The organism is Bradyrhizobium sp. TM233, assembly GCF_036247965.1.
Taxonomy (GTDB): Bacteria; Pseudomonadota; Alphaproteobacteria; order Rhizobiales; family Xanthobacteraceae; genus Bradyrhizobium; species Bradyrhizobium ottawaense.
On record NZ_BTIG01000007.1, the window covers coordinates 282227 to 299781 of the forward strand.

The window sequence follows — 17555 nt, forward strand, 5'->3', positions numbered from 1 at the left end:
CGGGTTCGCCCTTCGGGCGCCCCGGAACGACGGCACGAGAACTCTACTGGAATTGCGACTTCTTGTAGTAACCGCTCTCAACCAGGACCTTCTCCCAATTGTCCTTGTAGACCACCACCGGCTTGAGCAGATAGGACGGCACGGTCTTGACGCCGTTCTCATAGGTCTTGGTGTCGTTGACCGTGACCTGCTTGCCGGCAAGCGCGGCGTCGACCATGTCGGCGGTCACCTTGGCGAGATCGCGGGTGTCCTTGAAGATGGTCGAATACTGGTCGCCGCGCAGCATCGCCTTGATCGAGGGCACCTCGGCGTCCTGCCCCGAAATGATCGGCATCGGCTGACCGGCGCTGCCGTAGCCGACGCCCTTCAGCGAGGAGATGATGCCGATCGAGATGCCGTCATAGGGCGAGAGCACGGCGTTGATCTTCTTGTTGCCGTAGTAGGCGCTGAGCAGATTGTCCATGCGGGCCTGGGCGGTGGCGCCATCCCAGCGGAGCGTCGCGACCTTGTCCATGCCCATCTGGCCCGAGGCGACGACGAGCTTGCCGCTGTCGATATAGGGCTTAAGCACGCTCATCGCGCCGTTGTAGAAGAAGTAGGCATTGTTGTCGTCCGGCGAGCCGCCGAACAGCTCGATGTTGAACGGGCCCTTGCCGTCCTTGAGACCGAGGCCCTGCACGATCGACTCGGCCTGGAGCACACCGACCTGGAAATTGTCGAAGGTCGCGTAATAGTCGACGTTCGGCGTGCCGCGGATCAGGCGGTCATAGGCGATCACGGTGATGCCTTTGGCCTTGGCCTGCTTGAGCACGTCGGACAGCGTGGTGCCGTCGATCGCGGCGATCACCAGGGCTTTCGCGCCCTTGGTCACCATGTTCTCGACCTGCGAGAGCTGGTTCGGGATGTCGTCCTCGGCATATTGCAGGTCGGTGTTGTAACCGCGCTCCTTCAACACCTTGACCATGTTATTGCCGTCGTCGATCCAGCGCGCCGACGATTTGGTCGGCATCGCGATGCCGACGGTTGCCTTGTCTTGCGCGGAGGCGGTGAGGCCCGTGGCCATCGTCGCAGCGCCGGCCAGCGCCAGCGCGAGGAATGTCGTCTTCAGTTTCAGCATGTTTTACTCCCTTGGGTGTCAGACTGTTTCTTTGTTTCGTCGAGAACTTCGTCGTGGGCTGCCTCTGGTCTCCTATGCGAGCTTGACGTCGGGCTCCGCGCGACCGCGCGCGGATGCCTCCAATAGAAAAGTGCAACCGGCTTGCGGATCGGCGGCGCGCGCCGCCGCGTCCATATCCTGCCAGGCTGACGTGACGAGGAGGCGCGACAGATCGGGACCGACGAAAGCGGGACAGCTCGCTTGCTTCGCCGGCACGCTCAGTGAGCGCAGATGCTCGCCTTGCGGAGAATAGACATCGATACGGCTCGCGCCCCAGCAGGCATTCCAGATCTCACCGTCGACATCGCACACTGAGCCATCGAGGCCGCCGATGCCGGTGTGGCGCAGCAACACCTCCGGCTCGCCGCGCGGCAGGCCGGTCGCGGGATTGAGCGGCACGGCGTAGAGCACCGCGCGCGCGGTGTCGGCGAAGTAGCCAATGGCGCCATCCGGCGAAAAGCAGATCGAGTTGGGAATGCTGATGCGGGGGAACAGCAGCGAGATCTTGCCGCGATGAAACGCGTAGATCGCGCCCGCTCCTGCTTCCGCGTTGCGGCCCATGGTCCCGATCCAGAATGTGCCGGACTGATGCACGCGGGCATCGTTGGAGCGGGTCGCGGGATTGTCCGCTTCGAGCGGAAGGAACAGCGTCATGGCGCCATCGGCAAGCTTGCGGATATAGAGACCGTCCTCGGCGACGATCAGCTGGCGCTCGGCATCGATGCGCCCGAGCGCGCTCGCCATCCGGCCGAGCGCATGGACGCGGATGCTGCCGCTGCCGAGTTGCGCCTCGAACAGCCGTCCCTCGCGGATATCGAACCACCAGGCCGTATCGGTGGTCACGTCATAGGTCGGGCCCTCGCCGAGATGGCAGGGATCGTCCGAGAGAATGGAGATGGGGACCTGTTCCATCATGGCGTCCTCACTCCGAAGCGATAGACCGTGTGATGGCGATAGACCTGGCCGGGATCGAGGCGCGGGCTCGGAAAATCCGGCCGGTTCGGCGCATCAGGCCAGATGTGCGGCTCCAGGCACATGGCGTCCGACTGCCGGATGAGCTTGCCGCCCTTCCCCGAAATCGTGCCGTCGAGATAGTTGCCGGAATAGACCTGAAGGCCGGGCTGGTCGGTGAACAGCTCCATGATCCGCCCCGAAAATGGCGCCTCGAGCCGGGCAGCAAGCGCGAGCTTGCCGTCGCGCCCGAGGCAGTAGGTGTGGTCATAGCCCCTGCCGTTCTGCAATTGCTCGTCGCTTCGCCGGATGCGTTCGCCAACCGACCGAGCTTCGCGGAAGTCGAACGGCGTGCCGGCAACCGCACGCGGCGGCTCGGGCAACGGAATGGCGGTGGGATCGATGGCGAGGAAATGCTCGGCGGCGACCATCAGTCTGTGGTCGAGAATGGGCATACCCGACGTCGCGCCTTCTAGATTGAAGAAGCTATGGTTGGTCAGATTGACGATGGTGGGACGGTCGGTCCGCGCCTCCATGCTCAGCGACAGCTCGGTTGGGCCGGTGATGCGATAGGTCAGGCGGACATCGAGCCGGCCGGGATAATTCTCCTCGCCATGCGGGCTCGTATAGACGAGCGTCACCGCGGGCTCGGCGCCGTCGTCCATCTCCGCAATCTGCCAGAGCTTGCGGTCGAATCCATCGAGGCCACCATGCAGCGCATTCGGCCCATTGTTGACGGCAAGCTGCACCGTCTCGCCGTCGAGCGAGAACTGTCCTTTGGCGATGCGGTTGGCGTAGCGGCCGACGGTGGCGCCGAAGAACTTTCGCTCCGCGAGATAGCCGGCGAACGCGTCATGCCCGAGCACGACGTCGTCGTGGCCGCCTTTGGCATCCGGCGCGATCAGCGCCTGCAACACCGCGCCATGGGTGATGACGCGCGCCTCGAACCCGCCCTCACCGCGCAGCACGATGCGTTCGACCTCGCGGCCGTCCGGCAGCGTCCCGAAAGCGTCTCTTGTGATTTTTGATGCGGCCATGTCTAATCCACGAACGGTTCGACGACGGTGCGCCTGCCGAGCAGGAAGGCGTCGGCGACGAGGCGAAGCGGCGTCAGATCGACGTCGCTTGCGCCGGTCGCCGCGAGCTCGACGAAGCGCCGGTAGAGCCCGCGATATTCCTCATCGGGCGCCTCGGCAAGCACCTTGCCGTCGACCTCCAACCGTGCGCCACCGCTGGACAAAGTCATCCGGCCTCGGTCGGTTTCGACGAGGATATCCCAGCTCTGCGGTCCGGTCTGGCGGAAATCGAACTCGGCGGTGACGGGTAGGCCGTCGATGTCCGTCAGCGTCAGGTTCGCCGCGATAGGTGCCTGGCAATTGGCGGGAAACGCCAACTCGGCCGCAGTGACGAACACGGGCTTCGGCAGAATTTTGGTCAGGATCGACAGCGCGTTGATGCCGGGATCGAACACGCCGAGGCCGCCTGGTTCCCAGATCCAGCCCTGACCGGGATGCCAGACGCGAACATCCTCCTTCCAGCTGATGTGCACCGACTTGATGCGTCGCTCAGCGAGCCATTGTCGCGCGGGCTCGACCGCCGGCGCATGGCGCGAATGCCAGGTCGCAAACAGCGTTCGCTTTGCCTCCGCCGCCATCGCGATCAGCGGATCGAGCTCGGCGACACCGATGCCCGGCGGCTTCTCCAGCATGACATGCTTGCCGGCGGCGAGCGCCGCGGCGGCCTGCGCGCGTCTCACCTGCGGCGGCGTGCAGAGTGAGACAGCATCGACCGGCGGCCCCTTTTCCAGCAACTCCTCGATAGTGGCGAAATGCGGCAATCCCGGCAGCGAGGCATTGCGGCTGGCAATTGCGGTCAGCGTCGCGCCCTCCACGGCGGCGATTGCACTGAGGTGCTGGTCGCGGGCGATCTTGCCGAAGCCGACGATGGCGATACGAAGTTCAGTCACGATCTTTCTCCGGACTGCACGGATGGCAGCGCCTCGGCCGGCGCGGTCTCGATGACCGTGCCTTCATGGCGGTACATGCCGTTGTGAATGACGAAGACCATCGCTTCCGATGCGGCGTCCGCATCGCCCGCCGCGATCGCATCGACGATCTTCTGGTGCCAGAGCAGCACCGTGTCGCGGTCCGCCGATTCCACCGGGGCGCTCAGCAGGAACGAGGCGCGCAAGGCCGCCTCGATGACGTGGCCGATCGAGCGCATGAACAGGTTGCCGGAGGCGCGCGCCACAGCGACGTGAAGCGCGAGGTCGGCATCGGCAAAGCCGACCGAGTCGGACGCTTCGAGCCGCATGCGCTCCATGCTGAGCCGAAGCTCGGCCAGATCCTCCTCCGACCGCTGCGCGGCCGCCAGCATCGCCGCGCGCGGCTCGACCGCGAGACGGATCTCGGCGAGGTCGTTGAGGAAGCGCTTGTCGATGCCGGCGTCCAGATGCCAGGCCAGCACGTCGGCATCGAACATGTTCCATGCCGCGCGTTCGCGCACGACGGTGCCGACGCGCGCCTTGGTCGTGAGCAGGCCCTTGGCGACCAGGGTCTTCACGCTCTCCCGCAGCACCGGCCGCGACACGCCGAACATCGCGATCATCTCGGCATCGCCAGGCAGGCGCGTGCCCTCCGCGTAGCGGCCGGCGATGATGTCGACGCCGATCGAACGGGCGACCTCCGCATGGTTGGAGTGAGCCCGCCGCGTCGGGATGACAACGATGCGCGAGGTCATGTGGCGGCTCCTGCGCTCTTCGTCAACGGCCGGCGCGCCAGCGCGACCAGTCCCTGCTGCAACGCGATGAAGGCGAACAGCAAGACGCCGGTCGCGATCTTGGTCCACCAGCTCGACAGCGTCCCGTCGAAATTGATGTAGGTCTGGATCAGGCCCTGGATCAGCACCCCCAGGAAGGTTCCGATCACCGAGCCCTGCCCGCCCGTGAGCAGCGTGCCGCCGATCACGACGGCGGCGATGGTGTCGAGCTCGACGCCGACAGCGGAGAGCGAATAGCCCGCGCTGGTGTAGAACGAGAACACGATGCCGGCGATGCCTGCGAGCAGGCTCGACAGCATGTAGATCTTCACGGTCATCTTGCCGACCGCAACGCCCATTAGGCTCGCGGTCGTCCGGCTGCCACCGAGCGCATACACATTGGCGCCGAACCGGGTGAGATGCAGCAGCAGCGCCCCGCCGGTCACGATCGCGAGCATGATGATCGCGATCGCCGTCAATCGCCCTCCACCCGGCAATCGCAAGGCGAAATCCGACACGGTGGAATAGACCGGCGCGGTGATCGGTATGGATTCGGTGGAGAGCAGAAAGCTCGCGCCGCGCGCCAGGAACATGCCGGCGAGCGTCACGATGAAGGGGGGCAGATCGAAGACATGGATCACCGCGCCCATCGCCGCACCGAAGGCCGCCGAGAGTGCGAGGACGGCGACGAAAGCAACCAGCGGCGGCATGCCCCAGCGCTCGATCGCGAGCGCAACGAAGACCGTCGTGAAGCCGATCACCGAGCCGACCGAGAGATCGATGCCGCCGGAGATGATGACAAAGGTCATGCCGGCCGCGACGATGCCGAGGAAAGCGTTGTCGGTGAGGAGATTGCCGACGACGCGGGTCGAGGCGATGCTCGGAAACTGCACCGCGCAGGCTGCGAAGCCCGCGACCAGCACGATCGCTGTAATGAGGGCGGGCGGCAGACCTCTCATGCCTTCGTCCTCCGCAGCCGCGCAGCGATGCCGGCAAAACCGGTCAGCTTCGGCGATTGCAACAACAGCACCGTGAGCACCACTACCGCCTTGACCAGCAGGTTGAACTCCGGCGGATAGCCGGACAAAAGGATGCCGGTGTTCATGGTCTGGATGATCAGCGCGCCGAGTACGGCCAGCACGAGGCTGAAGCGGCCGCCGAACAACGAGGTGCCGCCGATCACCACGGCCAGGATCGCATCGAGCTCGAGCCAGAGGCCGGCATTGTTCGCGTCCGCCCCCATGATGTCGGCCGCCGCGATCACGCCGGCCAGCGCGGCGCAGACGCCGCACCAGACATAGACCGACAGGATCATCGCACGAGTTCCGACGCCGGCAAGCTCGCTCGCCCGCGCATTGCCGCCGGTCGCCTCGATTAGGAGCCCGAGCGCGGAGCCACGCACCACCGCGCCGGTCAGGATGAGCATGCCGAGCGCAATCGCGACCGGCACGGGCAAGCCGAGAATGGCACCATTGCCGAGCCAGACCAGATCGGGCGACGAGAAGGTCACGATGCGCCCCTCGGTGATGAGCTGGGCGATGCCGCGGCCCGCCACCATGAGGATCAACGTCGCCACGATTGGCTGCATGCCGAGCACCGCGACGAGGAAGCCATTCCACAGGCCGCAAATCAAGCCCGCGCCGAGCGCTGCCGCCAGAACGACGGCCAGACTGTGAGTGTCGGCGAGGCTCGCCGCGATCGCGCCCGCGATCGCCATGACGGCGCCAACCGACAGATCGATGCCGCGCGTCGCGATCACCAGAACCATGCCGAGTGACAGCAGCGCCACCGGCGTGCCGCGGTTGAGCACGTCGATCAGGCTGCCGAACAGACGACCGTCCTGGAGGCGCAGGTCGAAGAATTGCGGCGACACCACACGGTCGACCGCGAGGATGACGATCAATGCGAGGATCTGGGCAAGGCCGCGGCGCGGCAACAGCGCTGTCATGTGTGGGCCTCAAGCGCAACAGCGGCGCTATCGGCGGCAATGGCCGCGAGAATGTTGCCGACGTCGACCGCCTCGCCCGCGAGCTCCTCGACATGGGCGCGGTCGCGCAGCACCACGACGCGGTCGGAATAGGTCACGATCTCATCGAGCTCGGAGGAGATCACGAGCAGCGACAGGCCGTCGTCGCAGAGCTCGCGGATCAGGCGGATGATCTCGGCATGCGCGCCGACATCGATGCCGCGGGTCGGCTCGTCCAGCACCAGAAGCCGCGGCGAGGTCGCAAGCCAGCGCGCCAGCAGAACCTTCTGCTGATTTCCGCCGGACAACAGGCCGACGGGGCGTTCAGGATCGGGCGGACGGATGTCGAGCATCTTGACGTAGCGGCGCGCGATCTCGTCCTGCTCGCGGCGCGACAGCGGCCGATGCAGGCCGCGCTTGGCCTGGAGCGCGAGCACGATGTTCTCGCGCACCGTGAGCTCGGCGACGATGCCGTCGGTCTTGCGCTCCTCCGGGCAATAGCCAAAGCCGTGGCGTACGCCGTCGCGAGGCGACTGTAGCCGCACCGGCACACCTTCCACCCTCGCCTTCCCGCCATCGGCGCGCTCGGCGCCGAACACCAGCCGCGCCGTCTCGGTGCGTCCCGAACCGAGCAGGCCGGCGAGACCGACGACCTCGCCATGGCGCAGCTCGAGATTGAACGGGGCGACATAGCCGGCCTTGCCGTAATTCTCGAAGCTCGCGCAGACCTCGCGCGCTTTGTGCTCGCCCACTGATGCGCGCGCGCTGGTGGTCTCGGCCAACTCGCGGCCGAGCATCAGCCGGATCAGCTCGAGGCGCGGCAGCGAGGCGGTCTCGCGCTCGCCGACGAGGCGACCGTTGCGCAGCACGGTGATGCGATCGGAGATCTCGTAGACCTGGTCGAGGAAGTGACTGACGAAGACGATGCCGATGCCGCGTTTCGCGAGCTGGCGCATGATGCCGAACAGGATCTCGACCTCGTGACGGTCGAGACTCGCGGTGGGCTCGTCCAGGATCAACACCCGCGCGGAGAGATCGACGGCGCGCGCGATCGCGGTGACGTGCTGCACGGCGACCGAATAGCTGCCGAGCGGCGCGGCAACGTCGACATCGAGGCCAAACTCCGCAAGCAGCGCCTTGGCGCGGCGGCGCATCTCGCCCTCGCGCACGATGCCGAAGCGCATTGGCTGGCGATCGAGGAACAGGTTCTGCGCCACCGACAGGTTCGGCAGCAGATTGACCTCCTGGTAGACGGTGGCAATGCCCGCTGCCAGCGCTGCCTTGGCCGAGCGCGGCGCGACCTCTTCACCGCCGATCCTGACGATGCCGGCGTCGCGTGGGAATACGCCGGTGACGACCTTGATCAGCGTGGACTTGCCGGCGCCGTTTTCGCCGAGCAACGCATGGATCTCGCCGGCGCGCAGCGTGAAGTCGACCTCCTGCAGCGCGCGCACAGCGCCGAAGCTCTTGCTGATCCCGTGCACCTCAAGAAGGGGCAGAGCAGGATCGGGGCTGTTCTGCATGGCAAATTCGCTCCCACGGGTGCCCGCCATTGAAGCGGACACCCAGCCTAGTCGTTCGTGCAGCGGTTTCGAAGGGGGGCGACGGACCACCGGAAGCGGTCCGGCGCGGCGCCCGCCTCAGTAACCGAGGCCCTTCTTGCTGTCGTAGATCTTCTGCGGATCATCGGCGGCAGTATAGAGCTTGGACTCGGTCTGAATCCACTTCGGCGGAACCGTGCCCTTGCCCTTGAAGGCTGCGACGGCATCCAGTGCTGGGCCGGCCATGTTCGGCGTCAGCTCCACCGTGGCGTTCGCTTCGCCGGCAACCATCGCCTTGAAGATATCGGGGACCGCGTCGATCGAAACGGTGAGGATATCCTTGCCGGGCTTGAGGCCGGCTTCCTTCATCGCCTGAATCGCGCCCACCATCATGTCGTCGTTGTGGGCGTAGACCGCGCAGATGTTCTTGCCGCCGCCTTCGGCCTTGATGAAGCTTTCCATCACCTCCTTGCCCTTGGCGCGGGTGAAGTCGCCGGTCTGGCTGCGCACCACCTTCAGGTTCGCGTGCTTGGCGACGGCGGTGTCGAAGCCTTTCTTGCGGTTGGTGGCGACGCTGGCGCCGACCGTCCCCTGCAGCTCGACGATGTTGCAGGCCTTGGCGCCGACTGTCTTGGCCAGCCAGTCGCCGGCGACCTCGCCCTCATGCACGCTGTCCGACGTCACGGCGGTGAGATAGAGCTCCTTGCCGGAGGGATCGATGTCGCGGTCGAGCAGCACGACCGGGATCTTGGCTTCCTTGGCCTCCTTCAACACCGAGTCCCATCCGGTAGAGACCACCGGCGCCAGGAAGATCGCATCGACATTCTGCGCGATGAAGGAGCGGATCGCCTTGATCTGGTTCTCCTGTTTCTGCTGCGCGTCGGCGATCTTGAGATTGACCTTGCGCTTGGCGGCCTCCTGCTTGGAGACCGACGTCTCGGCCGCGCGCCAGCCGGATTCCGATCCGATCTGCGAGAAGCCGATGGTGAACTCGGCGGCAGTCGCCGGCAGCGCGAGCAGCAAGGCGGCCGTGGCGCTGGCCGCAAAGAGGGCTTTGAGGATCATCAGGCGAGTCTCCCAAGATGTTATCCGGGGCGCCGATTGGTAGCATGGCACCCGCAGGCCGGCCTTTGAGGCGGCGGAAGGGACTATTTCACGGAAGATGGGTTCCGACTAGTCATATTATTTGACTATTTGGAGGAAATCGCGGCTCAGCGATTGTGAGCAGCCAGATGACACGCCCAGCGCGATTTTGTTCCAGCGATGCAACGGGAAGATGAAGGCAGTTTATAGGTGGGTCCAGCCACGGACACCGTCATGGCCGGGCTTGTCCCGGTCATCCACGCCTTACCTCGCCTGACAAAGAACGTGGATGCCCGGGCCTTCGCCGCGCCGAAGGGGCTTCGGCCCCGCAGGCGGGACAAGCCCGGGCATGACGGCCTCATAGACGTTCGCGTGGGAGGTCAGCTGCGAGACGTGAAGCGCTAAATCAGCTTCCGCTGCGCCAGGTTCTTCATCAGCGCACCGATGCCGAAGGTCCAGGGCTCGCACTCGTCGCTGGTGCGCATGCGGTTGACGAGCTTGCCCAGCTGCGGCGCTGCGATCGTGACGATGTCGTCGCGCTTGTGGGTGAAGCCCTGTCCCGGCGCATCGCGATCCTTGACCGGCGCGAACATCGTGCCGAGGAACAGCACGAAGCCATCAGGATATTGATGCACCTTGCCGATGGTCTGCTCGACCAGATCAGTCGGATCGCGGCTGATCTTGCTGATCGAGGAATGGCCGTCGAGAACGAAGCCGTCTGCTCCCTTCACGTTCAGGCTGATGTCGAGCTTGCGCGCGTCGTCGAGCGTAAAGCTGTCGTCGAACAGCCGCAGCAGCGGGCCGATTGAGCACGACGCGTTGTTGTCCTTGGCCTTCGACAGCAGCAACGCCGAGCGTCCTTCGAAGTCGCGCAAGTTCACGTCGTTGCCGAGCGCGCCGCCGACGATCTTGCCGCGGCTGGAGACGAACAGCACCAGCTCCGGCTCGGGATTGTTCCAGGTCGATTTCGGATGCAGGCCCGCATCCATGCCGGTGCCGACCGAGGACAGCGTCGGTGCCTTGGTGAAGACCTCGGCGTCGGGACCGATGCCGACCTCGAGATATTGGCTCCAGGCGTTCTGATCGATCAGCACCTGCTTCAGGTGCATCGCCTGGTCGGAGCCTGGCTTGAGCTTCGACAAATCATCGCCGATCAGCCGCGTCACTTCCTTGCGGATCGCTTCGGCCGAGGCCGGGTTGCCCTTGGCCCGTTCCTCAATCACGCGCTCCAGCATCGAGATGGCAAAGGTGACGCCGGCAGCCTTCAGCGTCTGCAGGTCCACAGGCGCAAGCAGCCACGGTTTTTGGCGATCGCGCTGGTCCGGCGCCGTGTTGGCCACGATGGCATCGAGATCGCCGATGCGCTCGCCCTTGGTCAGGCCAAGAGCCTTGGCCGGATTGTCCTCCTCGCAGAGCGCGCTGATGGTCGGAAATCTTGCGGTGACGTCGTACACGCCGTCGCCACGAACGGCGACCACGGCCGGGCCGTTCGCCTGCGGCAGCCAAACGCGACCGGCGAGTGTGCCGCGTGTTCCGTCCTCGGGGAGAAGGTCTTTCACCGTCAACGTCGTCATGGCCGCGCCCTCGCTGTTTTTAAAGATCAGCCGCAGCCGATCACATTGGCGAAGACCAATAAACGTCTGGCGGGGGAAGTCCAGAGAGCGCGCCCGCTCACTTGAACCAATGCACCAGTGCGATGCTGATGCCGAGCAGCAGCATCAGGGACAGCGTCACCGCGGCCGTCACCCGCCCGCCAACATTGGCGAGCACGCGCACGTCGACGCCGAGACCGAGGGCCGCCATCGACACCACGGTCAGAAAACTCGTGATCTTGGTCACCGGACCAACCACCGTGCCCGGCACGATTTCGAGGGAACGCAAGGTCGCCAGCGCCAGAAAGCCGAGGATGAACCAGGGCACCAGGCGGAAGAAGCCAACATGGGTCTTCTTGGCATCGCTCTGCCAGCGCGAGGCGGCGAGCGACAGGCCGACCACGACCGGCCCGAGCATCAGCACACGCATCAGCTTCACGAGCGTGCCGATCTGTGTCGAGACGAGCCCGGCCGGGACCGTCGCGGCCAGCACCTGCGGCACCGCATAGACCGTGAGGCCCGCGAGGATGCCGTATTGCGTGGCAGACAATTGCAACAGCGGAATCAGCAGCGGCAGGCCGAGCACCATCATCACGCCGAGGATCGCGGTGAAGGAGATTGAGGATGCGATCTCGTCATTGTTGGCGCCGATGATCGGGGCCACGGCGGCAATCGCCGAATTGCCGCAGATCGAGTTGCCGCAGGCGATCAGGATCGACAACCGCGTCGACAGACCCAGCATCCGGCTGATGCCAAAGGAGACGCAGAGCGCAATCACCACGACCGCTGCGATCGACGCCAGCAGCGCGACGCCGGAGGCCGCGATGGCGGCGAAGCTGATCGAGGCACCCAACAGCATGACCGCGACTTCGAGGAGCTGCTTGGCGCTGAAGGCGATGCCGGCCTGCCAGCGCGGCGCAGGTTTCCAGAAGCTGCGCAGGGCCATCCCGAGGAGGATCGCCATCACCAGCGCCTCGACATAGGGATGTTCGAAGACGCCGAGCTCCGCCCGCTCGAGCAGGGCCGAGACACCGGCGACCAGAACGCAGAGGAGGATGCCGGGAATCAGCGCGACGATGCGGCTAGTGGCCGTCGCCGGCTTGGCATCGGCCGGGCTGGATGCTTGATTCTGCGACACAAATCTCTCCCAGAGGAGAAAGATTTATACGCAGGGTCATCCGATTGGGAAATAAGTTTTCGACATATCAGGGCCGAGGGGAAGTTCTGTCCTCAACCCGGAATAAACCGCCTCAGAAGATCAGGCTTTTGGCCAGCGAGGCGACGCGGCTGAAGCCGTCATAGACGCCGGGCTCGAAGAAGGCCGCACGCGCAAGCACGATGCCGGCGACCAGCGACCAGAACAGGCCGGTACCCACCCGCAGCAGGATCTTTGACCCGCGCGACTTCGGCTGGGTGTCCGCTGCGGACACCAGCTGCTCGCCAAATGGCTCAAATCCAGTGCGTTCCATGGCTACGCCAATCCATCAAATTCTGAACGGAATGTCGTCGTTTCGGCCCTAAACGGCAATGGAAGCGATTGGCGTTTTTGACCCGAGAAGGGGAAACTCCTTCCGCAAGACAGTCTCGCGGCAATAGTTTTCTTCTGCCGCCCTATTTGGGCACCGGAGCTGCGCTACAGGGCCAGATAACGCCGGCGGATGGCGTCGTTGGCCTTCAGCTCCTCGATTCCGGCGGCATAGACGATCTGGCCCTTGTCGATGACCGTGGCGTGGCTCGCGAGCCCCAGGCAGAAATGCATGTTCTGTTCGGCGATCAGCACGGTCGATCCGATGCTTCGAAGCTGCCGCAACAGCTCGCCGATCCGCTGCACGATGATCGGCGCGAGCCCCTCGCTCGGCTCGTCCAGCAGCAACAGCGCCGGATTGCCCATCAGTGTGCGCGCAATGGCCAGCATCTGCTGCTCGCCGCCCGAGAGACGCCCGGCGATGCGATGGCGCAGCGGCTCCAGCAGCGGGAAGACTTCATAGATGCGCTTGATCGGCCATTCGTCCTGCCCCTCCGGCCCCCTCTTCTTTCCGATGACGAGATTGTCCTCGACGGTGTGCTCCGGAAAGATCTGGCGATCCTCCGGCACGAAGCCGAGACCGGCGCGCGCGATATGGTACGGCTTCCGGCCAGAGATCAGAGCACCGCGCAGGCTCACTTTGCCCCGTCGCGGCGGCGCCAGCCCCATGATCGCTTTCATGGTCGTGGATTTGCCGGCGCCGTTACGGCCCAGCAGTGCCATGGTCTCGCCTTGCCGCACCGAGAGGCCGACACCGAACAGGATCTGGCTGGTGCCATAATAGACGTCGAGATCGGCAACTTCGATGACGACAGCGCTCATGCGGCCGCTCCCGCATGTTCGGTGCCGAGATAGGCATCGATCACGGCGCTGTCGTTGCGGATCTCCTCGGGCGTGCCGGTGGCGAGGATCCGGCCGTAGCAGAGCACGACGATTTTTGGCGCAATCTTGAAGACGATGTCCATGTCGTGCTCGATGAAGACGACCGTGATTTTTTGCGTCTCCCAGAGCTCGCGCACCTTGTCGATCATGCGCCAGCGCTCCTCGGGGCCCATGCCGGCGGTGGGCTCGTCCAGCAGCAGCACCTTCGGTTCGAGCACCAGCGCAAGGGCAATATCGAGCAGCTTCTGATCGCCATGCGACAGCGTCGCGGCCGTGCGATGGCGCTTGCCGGCAAGGCCCAGCAGCTCCATCACGTGCTCGGCGCGATCGCGCGTCTCCGGCAGAGGAAAGCGCTTGTGCAGCACTGCCGAGGTGCGCTGGTCGGCACTGACGGCGGCAAGCATGGTCTCCTGCACCGTCAGCGACTTGAAGATGCTCGCGACCTGGAAGGCGCGGCCGATGCCGTGACGGACGATCTCCGGCGGCGAGCGGCCGGCAAGGTCGACACCGTCGAGCAGCACCTCTCCGGTGTCAGGCTTCAATGCACCGGTGATCAGGTTGAAGAAGGTGCTCTTGCCCGCGCCGTTCGGACCGATCACCGCGGTGAGCGAGCCGTCGGGGAAATCCAGCGAGACGTCGTTGGTCGCTTTCACGCCGCCAAAGGATTTTGCGAGGTTGCGGATCTCCAGCATCGTTAGCGCCCCTCGCCTGCGTCGCGCCGCTGCGAAAACCATTCGGCGACGAAATCCAGCAGGCCCTTGCGCAGGCCCAGCGCGAAGAACAGGATGACAACGCCGAGCACGATGCCATGATACTCGGTGAACCGCGTCACGGTGTCGTTGAGCAGCAAGAGCAACACGGTGCCGACCATCGGTCCCAGAAAGGTCGAGACGCCGCCGAGCATGTTGATGAAGATGCCTTCACCCGAGATGGTCCAATAGGCGAATTCCGGATAGGCGCCGGAAACGAACAGCGCCATCACCATGCCGCCCATCGAGGCAAACAGCGCCGCCAGCACGAACACGGTGAGCTTGGCGCGCCAGACGTCGATGCCGAGGAAGCTCGCGCGCGCGGCATTGTCGCGGATCATCCGCAACGTGTAGCCGAACGGTGATTGCGCGATCTGCCGCATCGCGAGCAACCCAAGGATCAACAGCGCGCAGCTCGCGATGTAGAGATGGACGTGGTTGGCCAGATCGATGCCGAGAAAGACGGGTCGCGGAATGCCGCCGCGCAGGCCCTGGTCACCGCCGGTGAACGAAGCCCAGGACAGGATGGTCGAGTGGATCAGCATCTGGAAGGCGAGCGTGACGAAGGCGAAATAGATCTCCTTCAGCCGCACGCAGATGGCGCCGATCACGGCCGCGATGAGCGCCGTGATCGCCAGCGTCGCCACGAAAGCGACCGGAATGGGCACGCCGAGCTTCTGCATGATCAGGCCGAAGCTGTAGGCGCCAAGGCCGAAGAACATGCCATGGCCGAACGAGGTCAGGCCGGTGTAGCCGACCAGGAGGTTGAGCGAAGTCGCGAACAGGCCGTAGGCGGAGCAACGGATGACGAAATCGAGCAGCGCCTTGCTGCCTGACAACAGCGGCAGGCTCGCCAGCACGGCAAAAGCGATCAGCGCAATCAGGACGTCGCGATAGCGTTGCAGCACCGAGCCACCGCGCACGGGTGCCAGCCCTTGCGCGCGTCCGGCCTCCAGCTCGGTCATGCCGCCTCCTTGCCGAACAGGCCGGTGGGTTTCGAGACCAGCACGATCACCATGAACAGGTACATCAGGCCTTCCGTGAACAGGGGAAAGCCGAGCGAACCGAACGAGCGGATCAGGCCGAGCAGCAGCGCGCCGATCAGGGCGCCCAGGATCGAGCCCATGCCGCCGATCACGGTGACGATGAAGGATTCGATCAGCACCGAGAATCCCATCCCGGGCGTGAGCGATCGCACCGGCGCGGCAAGCGCACCCGCGAGCCCCGCCAGCATGCCGCCGAGCGCGAACACGCCGCCATAGATCAGGCCGGTGTTGATGCCGAGCGCGGAGACCATGCCGGGATTTTGCGCGGCGGCGCGGATCACCTTGCCGATCCGGCTGCGCGACAACCCGATGCCGAGCACGATGGCCGCAACGAGCGCGACGCCGATCAGCAACAGATAATAAGGCGGCACCACGCCGCCGGCGATGAACAGCGGCATGACCTGGAACGCCGCCGGCATGCCCATCGACTTGAATTCGGGCCCCCAGATCAGACGCACGACATCGTCGAAGATCAGCACGAAGGCGTAGCAGACGAGGAGCTGCATCAGGACGTCCGCGCCATAGACGCGGCTCATGAAGACACGCTCGAAGATCAGGCCGAGGATCGCCGTGCCTGCCGCCCCGGCCAGCATCGCAAGGGCAAAGCTGCCGGTGAACTGATAGGCGGTCATCGCGAAATAGGCGCCGAACATGTAGAAGGCGCCGTGGCTGAAATTGACGACCTTGAGCACGCCGAAGATCAGCGTCAGCCCGACCGCGACCAGGAACAGCAGCATGCCGATGATGAGCCCGCTGGTGGTCTGCGTCACCATGCAGGCGGAGCTGGAGAGGCAGCCGGCAAGCGCGTCGAGATCCACGGGAGCACTTTCATTGCGGTGCGCCTGACACGGCGCGGAAAACGAAAACGGCGGGGACGGTCGCCCGTCTCCGCCGCACGTCAGATCAGGTGTAGCCCTTGCTCTTCTTCCACTCGGCCTCCAGCTCGAAGATCGTCTTCCAGTCACCGGCCTTGACCTCCGGCACATACGGCTCCTGCGGGATCGTGGTGCCCCAGCCGATGGCGTAGCCGACCAGCGTGTGGTCGTCGCCGCGCATCGTCACCGTGCCGTCGGCACCGAACGGGCACTTGATGGTGAGGCCCTTCAATGCCTCCGCGATCTTCTTGCCGTCGGCGGAGTTCGCCTTCTTTGCGGCCTCGGCCAGGAACATCACGGCGGTCGCGTTCTGCCACGACCAATTGGTCGGATACTCGTTGTACTTCGCCTTGTAGGCATCGCCCCAGGCCGCGTTCTCCGGCGTGGTCGGAAAGGTCTTGATGTAACGGTTGCCGGAGTGGATGCCCTTGGGCAGGTTCTTCACGACGGTGAGCGCGGTGTAGTCGGCCATGTTGACCGCGAACACCTCCATCTGGCTGAACATCGCGTAGATGTTGGCCTGGTCGATATAGGAGGTGAGATCGCCGCCCCACAGGCAGGAATAGAGCGCCTGCGGCTTGGCCTGAAGGATCTTCGTCACCACCTCGGTGTAGTCGGGCTGGAACAGCTTTGGCCAGGACTCGCTGATGATCTCCACATCAGGCGCAAAGCGCTTCAGGTACAGCGTGAACTCGCCGGTGGTGTCGCGGCCGTAGGCATAGTCGGGCGAGCACGTCGCCCATTTCTTCAGGCCCTTGGTCTTGGCGATCGCGGCGGCGTAGCTGCCGCCGACGATGGAATCGTGGATGCCCTGGCGCACGCAGCGGAACGCGTTCGGGATGTGCTGCTTCGGATCAGCCGTCAGCGAAGAGGCCTCCGAGCAGGTATGGACGCAGAGCACGCCGAGATCGCGCGCGACCTCATGCACCGCGAACGATCCGGAGGACGCCTCGCCGTCGAGCAACAACTCGCAGCCGTCGGTGTTGACGAGCTCGCGCGCGACGCGAGCCGCTTCCTGCGGCTGGCCCTTGGAATCGCGGATCACCATCTCGATCTGCCGGCCGGCAAGGCCGCCGGTGGCGTTGACCTTCTCGACCTCGAGCATCACCGCATTGCGCGAGGACGTGCCGAGCTGCGCCACGCGGCCCGACAGGATCGTCGGCATGCCGATCTTGATGGTCTTGGCTTGCGCACGCGCCACCCAAGGCGCGGCAACACTCATCGCACCGGCGCCCATCAGCGCCAGCGTCGAGCGGCGGCTGATGCCCGGCGTGCGGGTCCTCGTCATTTTTCCCTCCCTCTGTCGGGTCGGCGTGTCCAAATCCCTGTCGGAGATCGTCTCGTCTCCGTACTCCCAAGGATTTCAGAGGGTGGGGGGTGACGTCAAGCCGAAGATGAATTACGAGTCATAATTCATCAAGGGAGGTAGCGA

General features: G+C 64.9%; 17 protein-coding genes. All 17 read right to left on the bottom strand.

Annotation, left to right across the window (positions count from 1 at the left end; genetic code table 11):
- Positions 1-43 precede the first annotated feature (43 nt).
- The 17 genes from chvE to AABA86_RS16060 all read right to left on the bottom strand — a co-directional run bounded on the left by chvE (position 44) and on the right by AABA86_RS16060 (position 17411).
- Positions 44-1117 carry a multiple monosaccharide ABC transporter substrate-binding protein gene (gene chvE, locus AABA86_RS15980; RefSeq protein ID WP_338307485.1) on the bottom strand — a complete coding sequence of 358 codons (1074 nt, stop codon included), beginning with the start codon at positions 1115-1117 and terminating at the stop codon, positions 44-46.
- A 72-nt stretch (positions 1118-1189) separates the two neighbouring features.
- Positions 1190-2068 (bottom strand): SMP-30/gluconolactonase/LRE family protein, encoded by an 879-nt coding sequence (locus AABA86_RS15985; RefSeq protein ID WP_338307728.1) that lies wholly within the window; start codon positions 2066-2068, stop codon positions 1190-1192.
- Complete coding sequence (locus AABA86_RS15990; protein ID WP_338307486.1) at positions 2068-3144, bottom strand: aldose epimerase family protein; 1077 nt, start codon at positions 3142-3144, stop codon at positions 2068-2070. Before AABA86_RS15990 ends, AABA86_RS15985 begins: the two co-directional genes overlap by 1 nt.
- 2 nt (positions 3145-3146) lie before the next feature.
- Positions 3147-4073, bottom strand: coding sequence for a Gfo/Idh/MocA family protein (locus AABA86_RS15995; protein WP_338307487.1), 927 nt, complete (start codon positions 4071-4073; stop codon positions 3147-3149).
- Complete coding sequence (locus AABA86_RS16000; protein ID WP_338307488.1) at positions 4070-4846, bottom strand: FadR/GntR family transcriptional regulator; 777 nt, start codon at positions 4844-4846, stop codon at positions 4070-4072. The genes AABA86_RS15995 and AABA86_RS16000 overlap by 4 nt, the downstream gene beginning before the upstream one ends.
- Positions 4843-5823 (bottom strand): galactofuranose ABC transporter, permease protein YjfF, encoded by a 981-nt coding sequence (yjfF, locus tag AABA86_RS16005; RefSeq protein ID WP_338307489.1) that lies wholly within the window; start codon positions 5821-5823, stop codon positions 4843-4845. Before yjfF ends, AABA86_RS16000 begins: the two co-directional genes overlap by 4 nt.
- On the bottom strand, positions 5820-6812 hold the full coding sequence (locus AABA86_RS16010) for an ABC transporter permease (RefSeq protein WP_212248538.1): 993 nt from the start codon (positions 6810-6812) through the stop codon (positions 5820-5822). Before AABA86_RS16010 ends, yjfF begins: the two co-directional genes overlap by 4 nt.
- Positions 6809-8353 (bottom strand): sugar ABC transporter ATP-binding protein, encoded by a 1545-nt coding sequence (locus AABA86_RS16015; RefSeq protein WP_338307490.1) that lies wholly within the window; start codon positions 8351-8353, stop codon positions 6809-6811. Before AABA86_RS16015 ends, AABA86_RS16010 begins: the two co-directional genes overlap by 4 nt.
- Positions 8354-8470: 117 nt before the next feature.
- Complete coding sequence (gene ytfQ / locus AABA86_RS16020) at positions 8471-9436, bottom strand: galactofuranose ABC transporter, galactofuranose-binding protein YtfQ (protein ID WP_338307491.1); 966 nt, start codon at positions 9434-9436, stop codon at positions 8471-8473.
- A 419-nt stretch (positions 9437-9855) separates the two neighbouring features.
- Entirely contained in the window at positions 9856-11028 is a 1173-nt protein-coding gene (locus AABA86_RS16025) for a fumarylacetoacetate hydrolase family protein (RefSeq protein WP_338307492.1), read from the bottom strand.
- A gap of 97 nt (positions 11029-11125) precedes the next feature.
- Positions 11126-12184, bottom strand: a complete 1059-nt coding sequence (locus AABA86_RS16030) for a YeiH family protein (protein ID WP_338307493.1) — start codon at positions 12182-12184, stop codon at positions 11126-11128.
- Positions 12185-12296: 112 nt separating this feature from the next.
- On the bottom strand, positions 12297-12476 hold the full coding sequence (locus AABA86_RS16035; protein WP_338307494.1) for a hypothetical protein: 180 nt from the start codon (positions 12474-12476) through the stop codon (positions 12297-12299).
- A 203-nt stretch (positions 12477-12679) separates the two neighbouring features.
- Positions 12680-13393 (bottom strand): ABC transporter ATP-binding protein, encoded by a 714-nt coding sequence (locus AABA86_RS16040; RefSeq protein WP_338307495.1) that lies wholly within the window; start codon positions 13391-13393, stop codon positions 12680-12682.
- Entirely contained in the window at positions 13390-14145 is a 756-nt protein-coding gene (locus AABA86_RS16045) for an ABC transporter ATP-binding protein (RefSeq protein ID WP_338307496.1), read from the bottom strand. Before AABA86_RS16045 ends, AABA86_RS16040 begins: the two co-directional genes overlap by 4 nt.
- A gap of 2 nt (positions 14146-14147) precedes the next feature.
- Positions 14148-15167: a branched-chain amino acid ABC transporter permease gene (locus AABA86_RS16050; protein WP_338307497.1), complete on the bottom strand. Its 1020-nt coding sequence runs from the start codon at positions 15165-15167 to the stop codon at positions 14148-14150.
- Entirely contained in the window at positions 15164-16066 is a 903-nt protein-coding gene (locus tag AABA86_RS16055) for a branched-chain amino acid ABC transporter permease (protein ID WP_338307498.1), read from the bottom strand. Before AABA86_RS16055 ends, AABA86_RS16050 begins: the two co-directional genes overlap by 4 nt.
- Before the next feature lie 85 nt (positions 16067-16151).
- The gene (locus AABA86_RS16060; RefSeq protein ID WP_338307499.1) at positions 16152-17411 is read right to left on the bottom strand and encodes an ABC transporter substrate-binding protein; all 1260 of its coding nucleotides are present in this window, start codon (positions 17409-17411) and stop codon (positions 16152-16154) included.
- Positions 17412-17555: the final 144 nt, after the last annotated feature.

What these genes read in the sequence shown, in the direction of transcription:
- yjfF (WP_338307489.1), bottom strand. Translation starts at nt 5,823, where the DNA reads ATGAGAGGTCTGCCGCCCGCCCTCATTACAGCGATCGTGCTGGTCGCG.
- AABA86_RS16040 (WP_338307495.1), bottom strand. Translation starts at nt 13,393, where the DNA reads ATGAGCGCTGTCGTCATCGAAGTTGCCGATCTCGACGTCTATTATGGC.
- AABA86_RS16015 (WP_338307490.1), bottom strand. Translation starts at nt 8,353, where the DNA reads ATGCAGAACAGCCCCGATCCTGCTCTGCCCCTTCTTGAGGTGCACGGG.
- chvE (WP_338307485.1), bottom strand. Translation starts at nt 1,117, where the DNA reads ATGCTGAAACTGAAGACGACATTCCTCGCGCTGGCGCTGGCCGGCGCT.
- AABA86_RS16060 (WP_338307499.1), bottom strand. Translation starts at nt 17,411, where the DNA reads ATGACGAGGACCCGCACGCCGGGCATCAGCCGCCGCTCGACGCTGGCG.
- AABA86_RS15985 (WP_338307728.1), bottom strand. Translation starts at nt 2,068, where the DNA reads ATGGAACAGGTCCCCATCTCCATTCTCTCGGACGATCCCTGCCATCTC.
- AABA86_RS15990 (WP_338307486.1), bottom strand. Translation starts at nt 3,144, where the DNA reads ATGGCCGCATCAAAAATCACAAGAGACGCTTTCGGGACGCTGCCGGAC.
- AABA86_RS16045 (WP_338307496.1), bottom strand. Translation starts at nt 14,145, where the DNA reads ATGCTGGAGATCCGCAACCTCGCAAAATCCTTTGGCGGCGTGAAAGCG.
- ytfQ (WP_338307491.1), bottom strand. Translation starts at nt 9,436, where the DNA reads ATGATCCTCAAAGCCCTCTTTGCGGCCAGCGCCACGGCCGCCTTGCTG.
- AABA86_RS16050 (WP_338307497.1), bottom strand. Translation starts at nt 15,167, where the DNA reads ATGACCGAGCTGGAGGCCGGACGCGCGCAAGGGCTGGCACCCGTGCGC.
- AABA86_RS16010 (WP_212248538.1), bottom strand. Translation starts at nt 6,812, where the DNA reads ATGACAGCGCTGTTGCCGCGCCGCGGCCTTGCCCAGATCCTCGCATTG.
- AABA86_RS16025 (WP_338307492.1), bottom strand. Translation starts at nt 11,028, where the DNA reads ATGACGACGTTGACGGTGAAAGACCTTCTCCCCGAGGACGGAACACGC.
- AABA86_RS16000 (WP_338307488.1), bottom strand. Translation starts at nt 4,846, where the DNA reads ATGACCTCGCGCATCGTTGTCATCCCGACGCGGCGGGCTCACTCCAAC.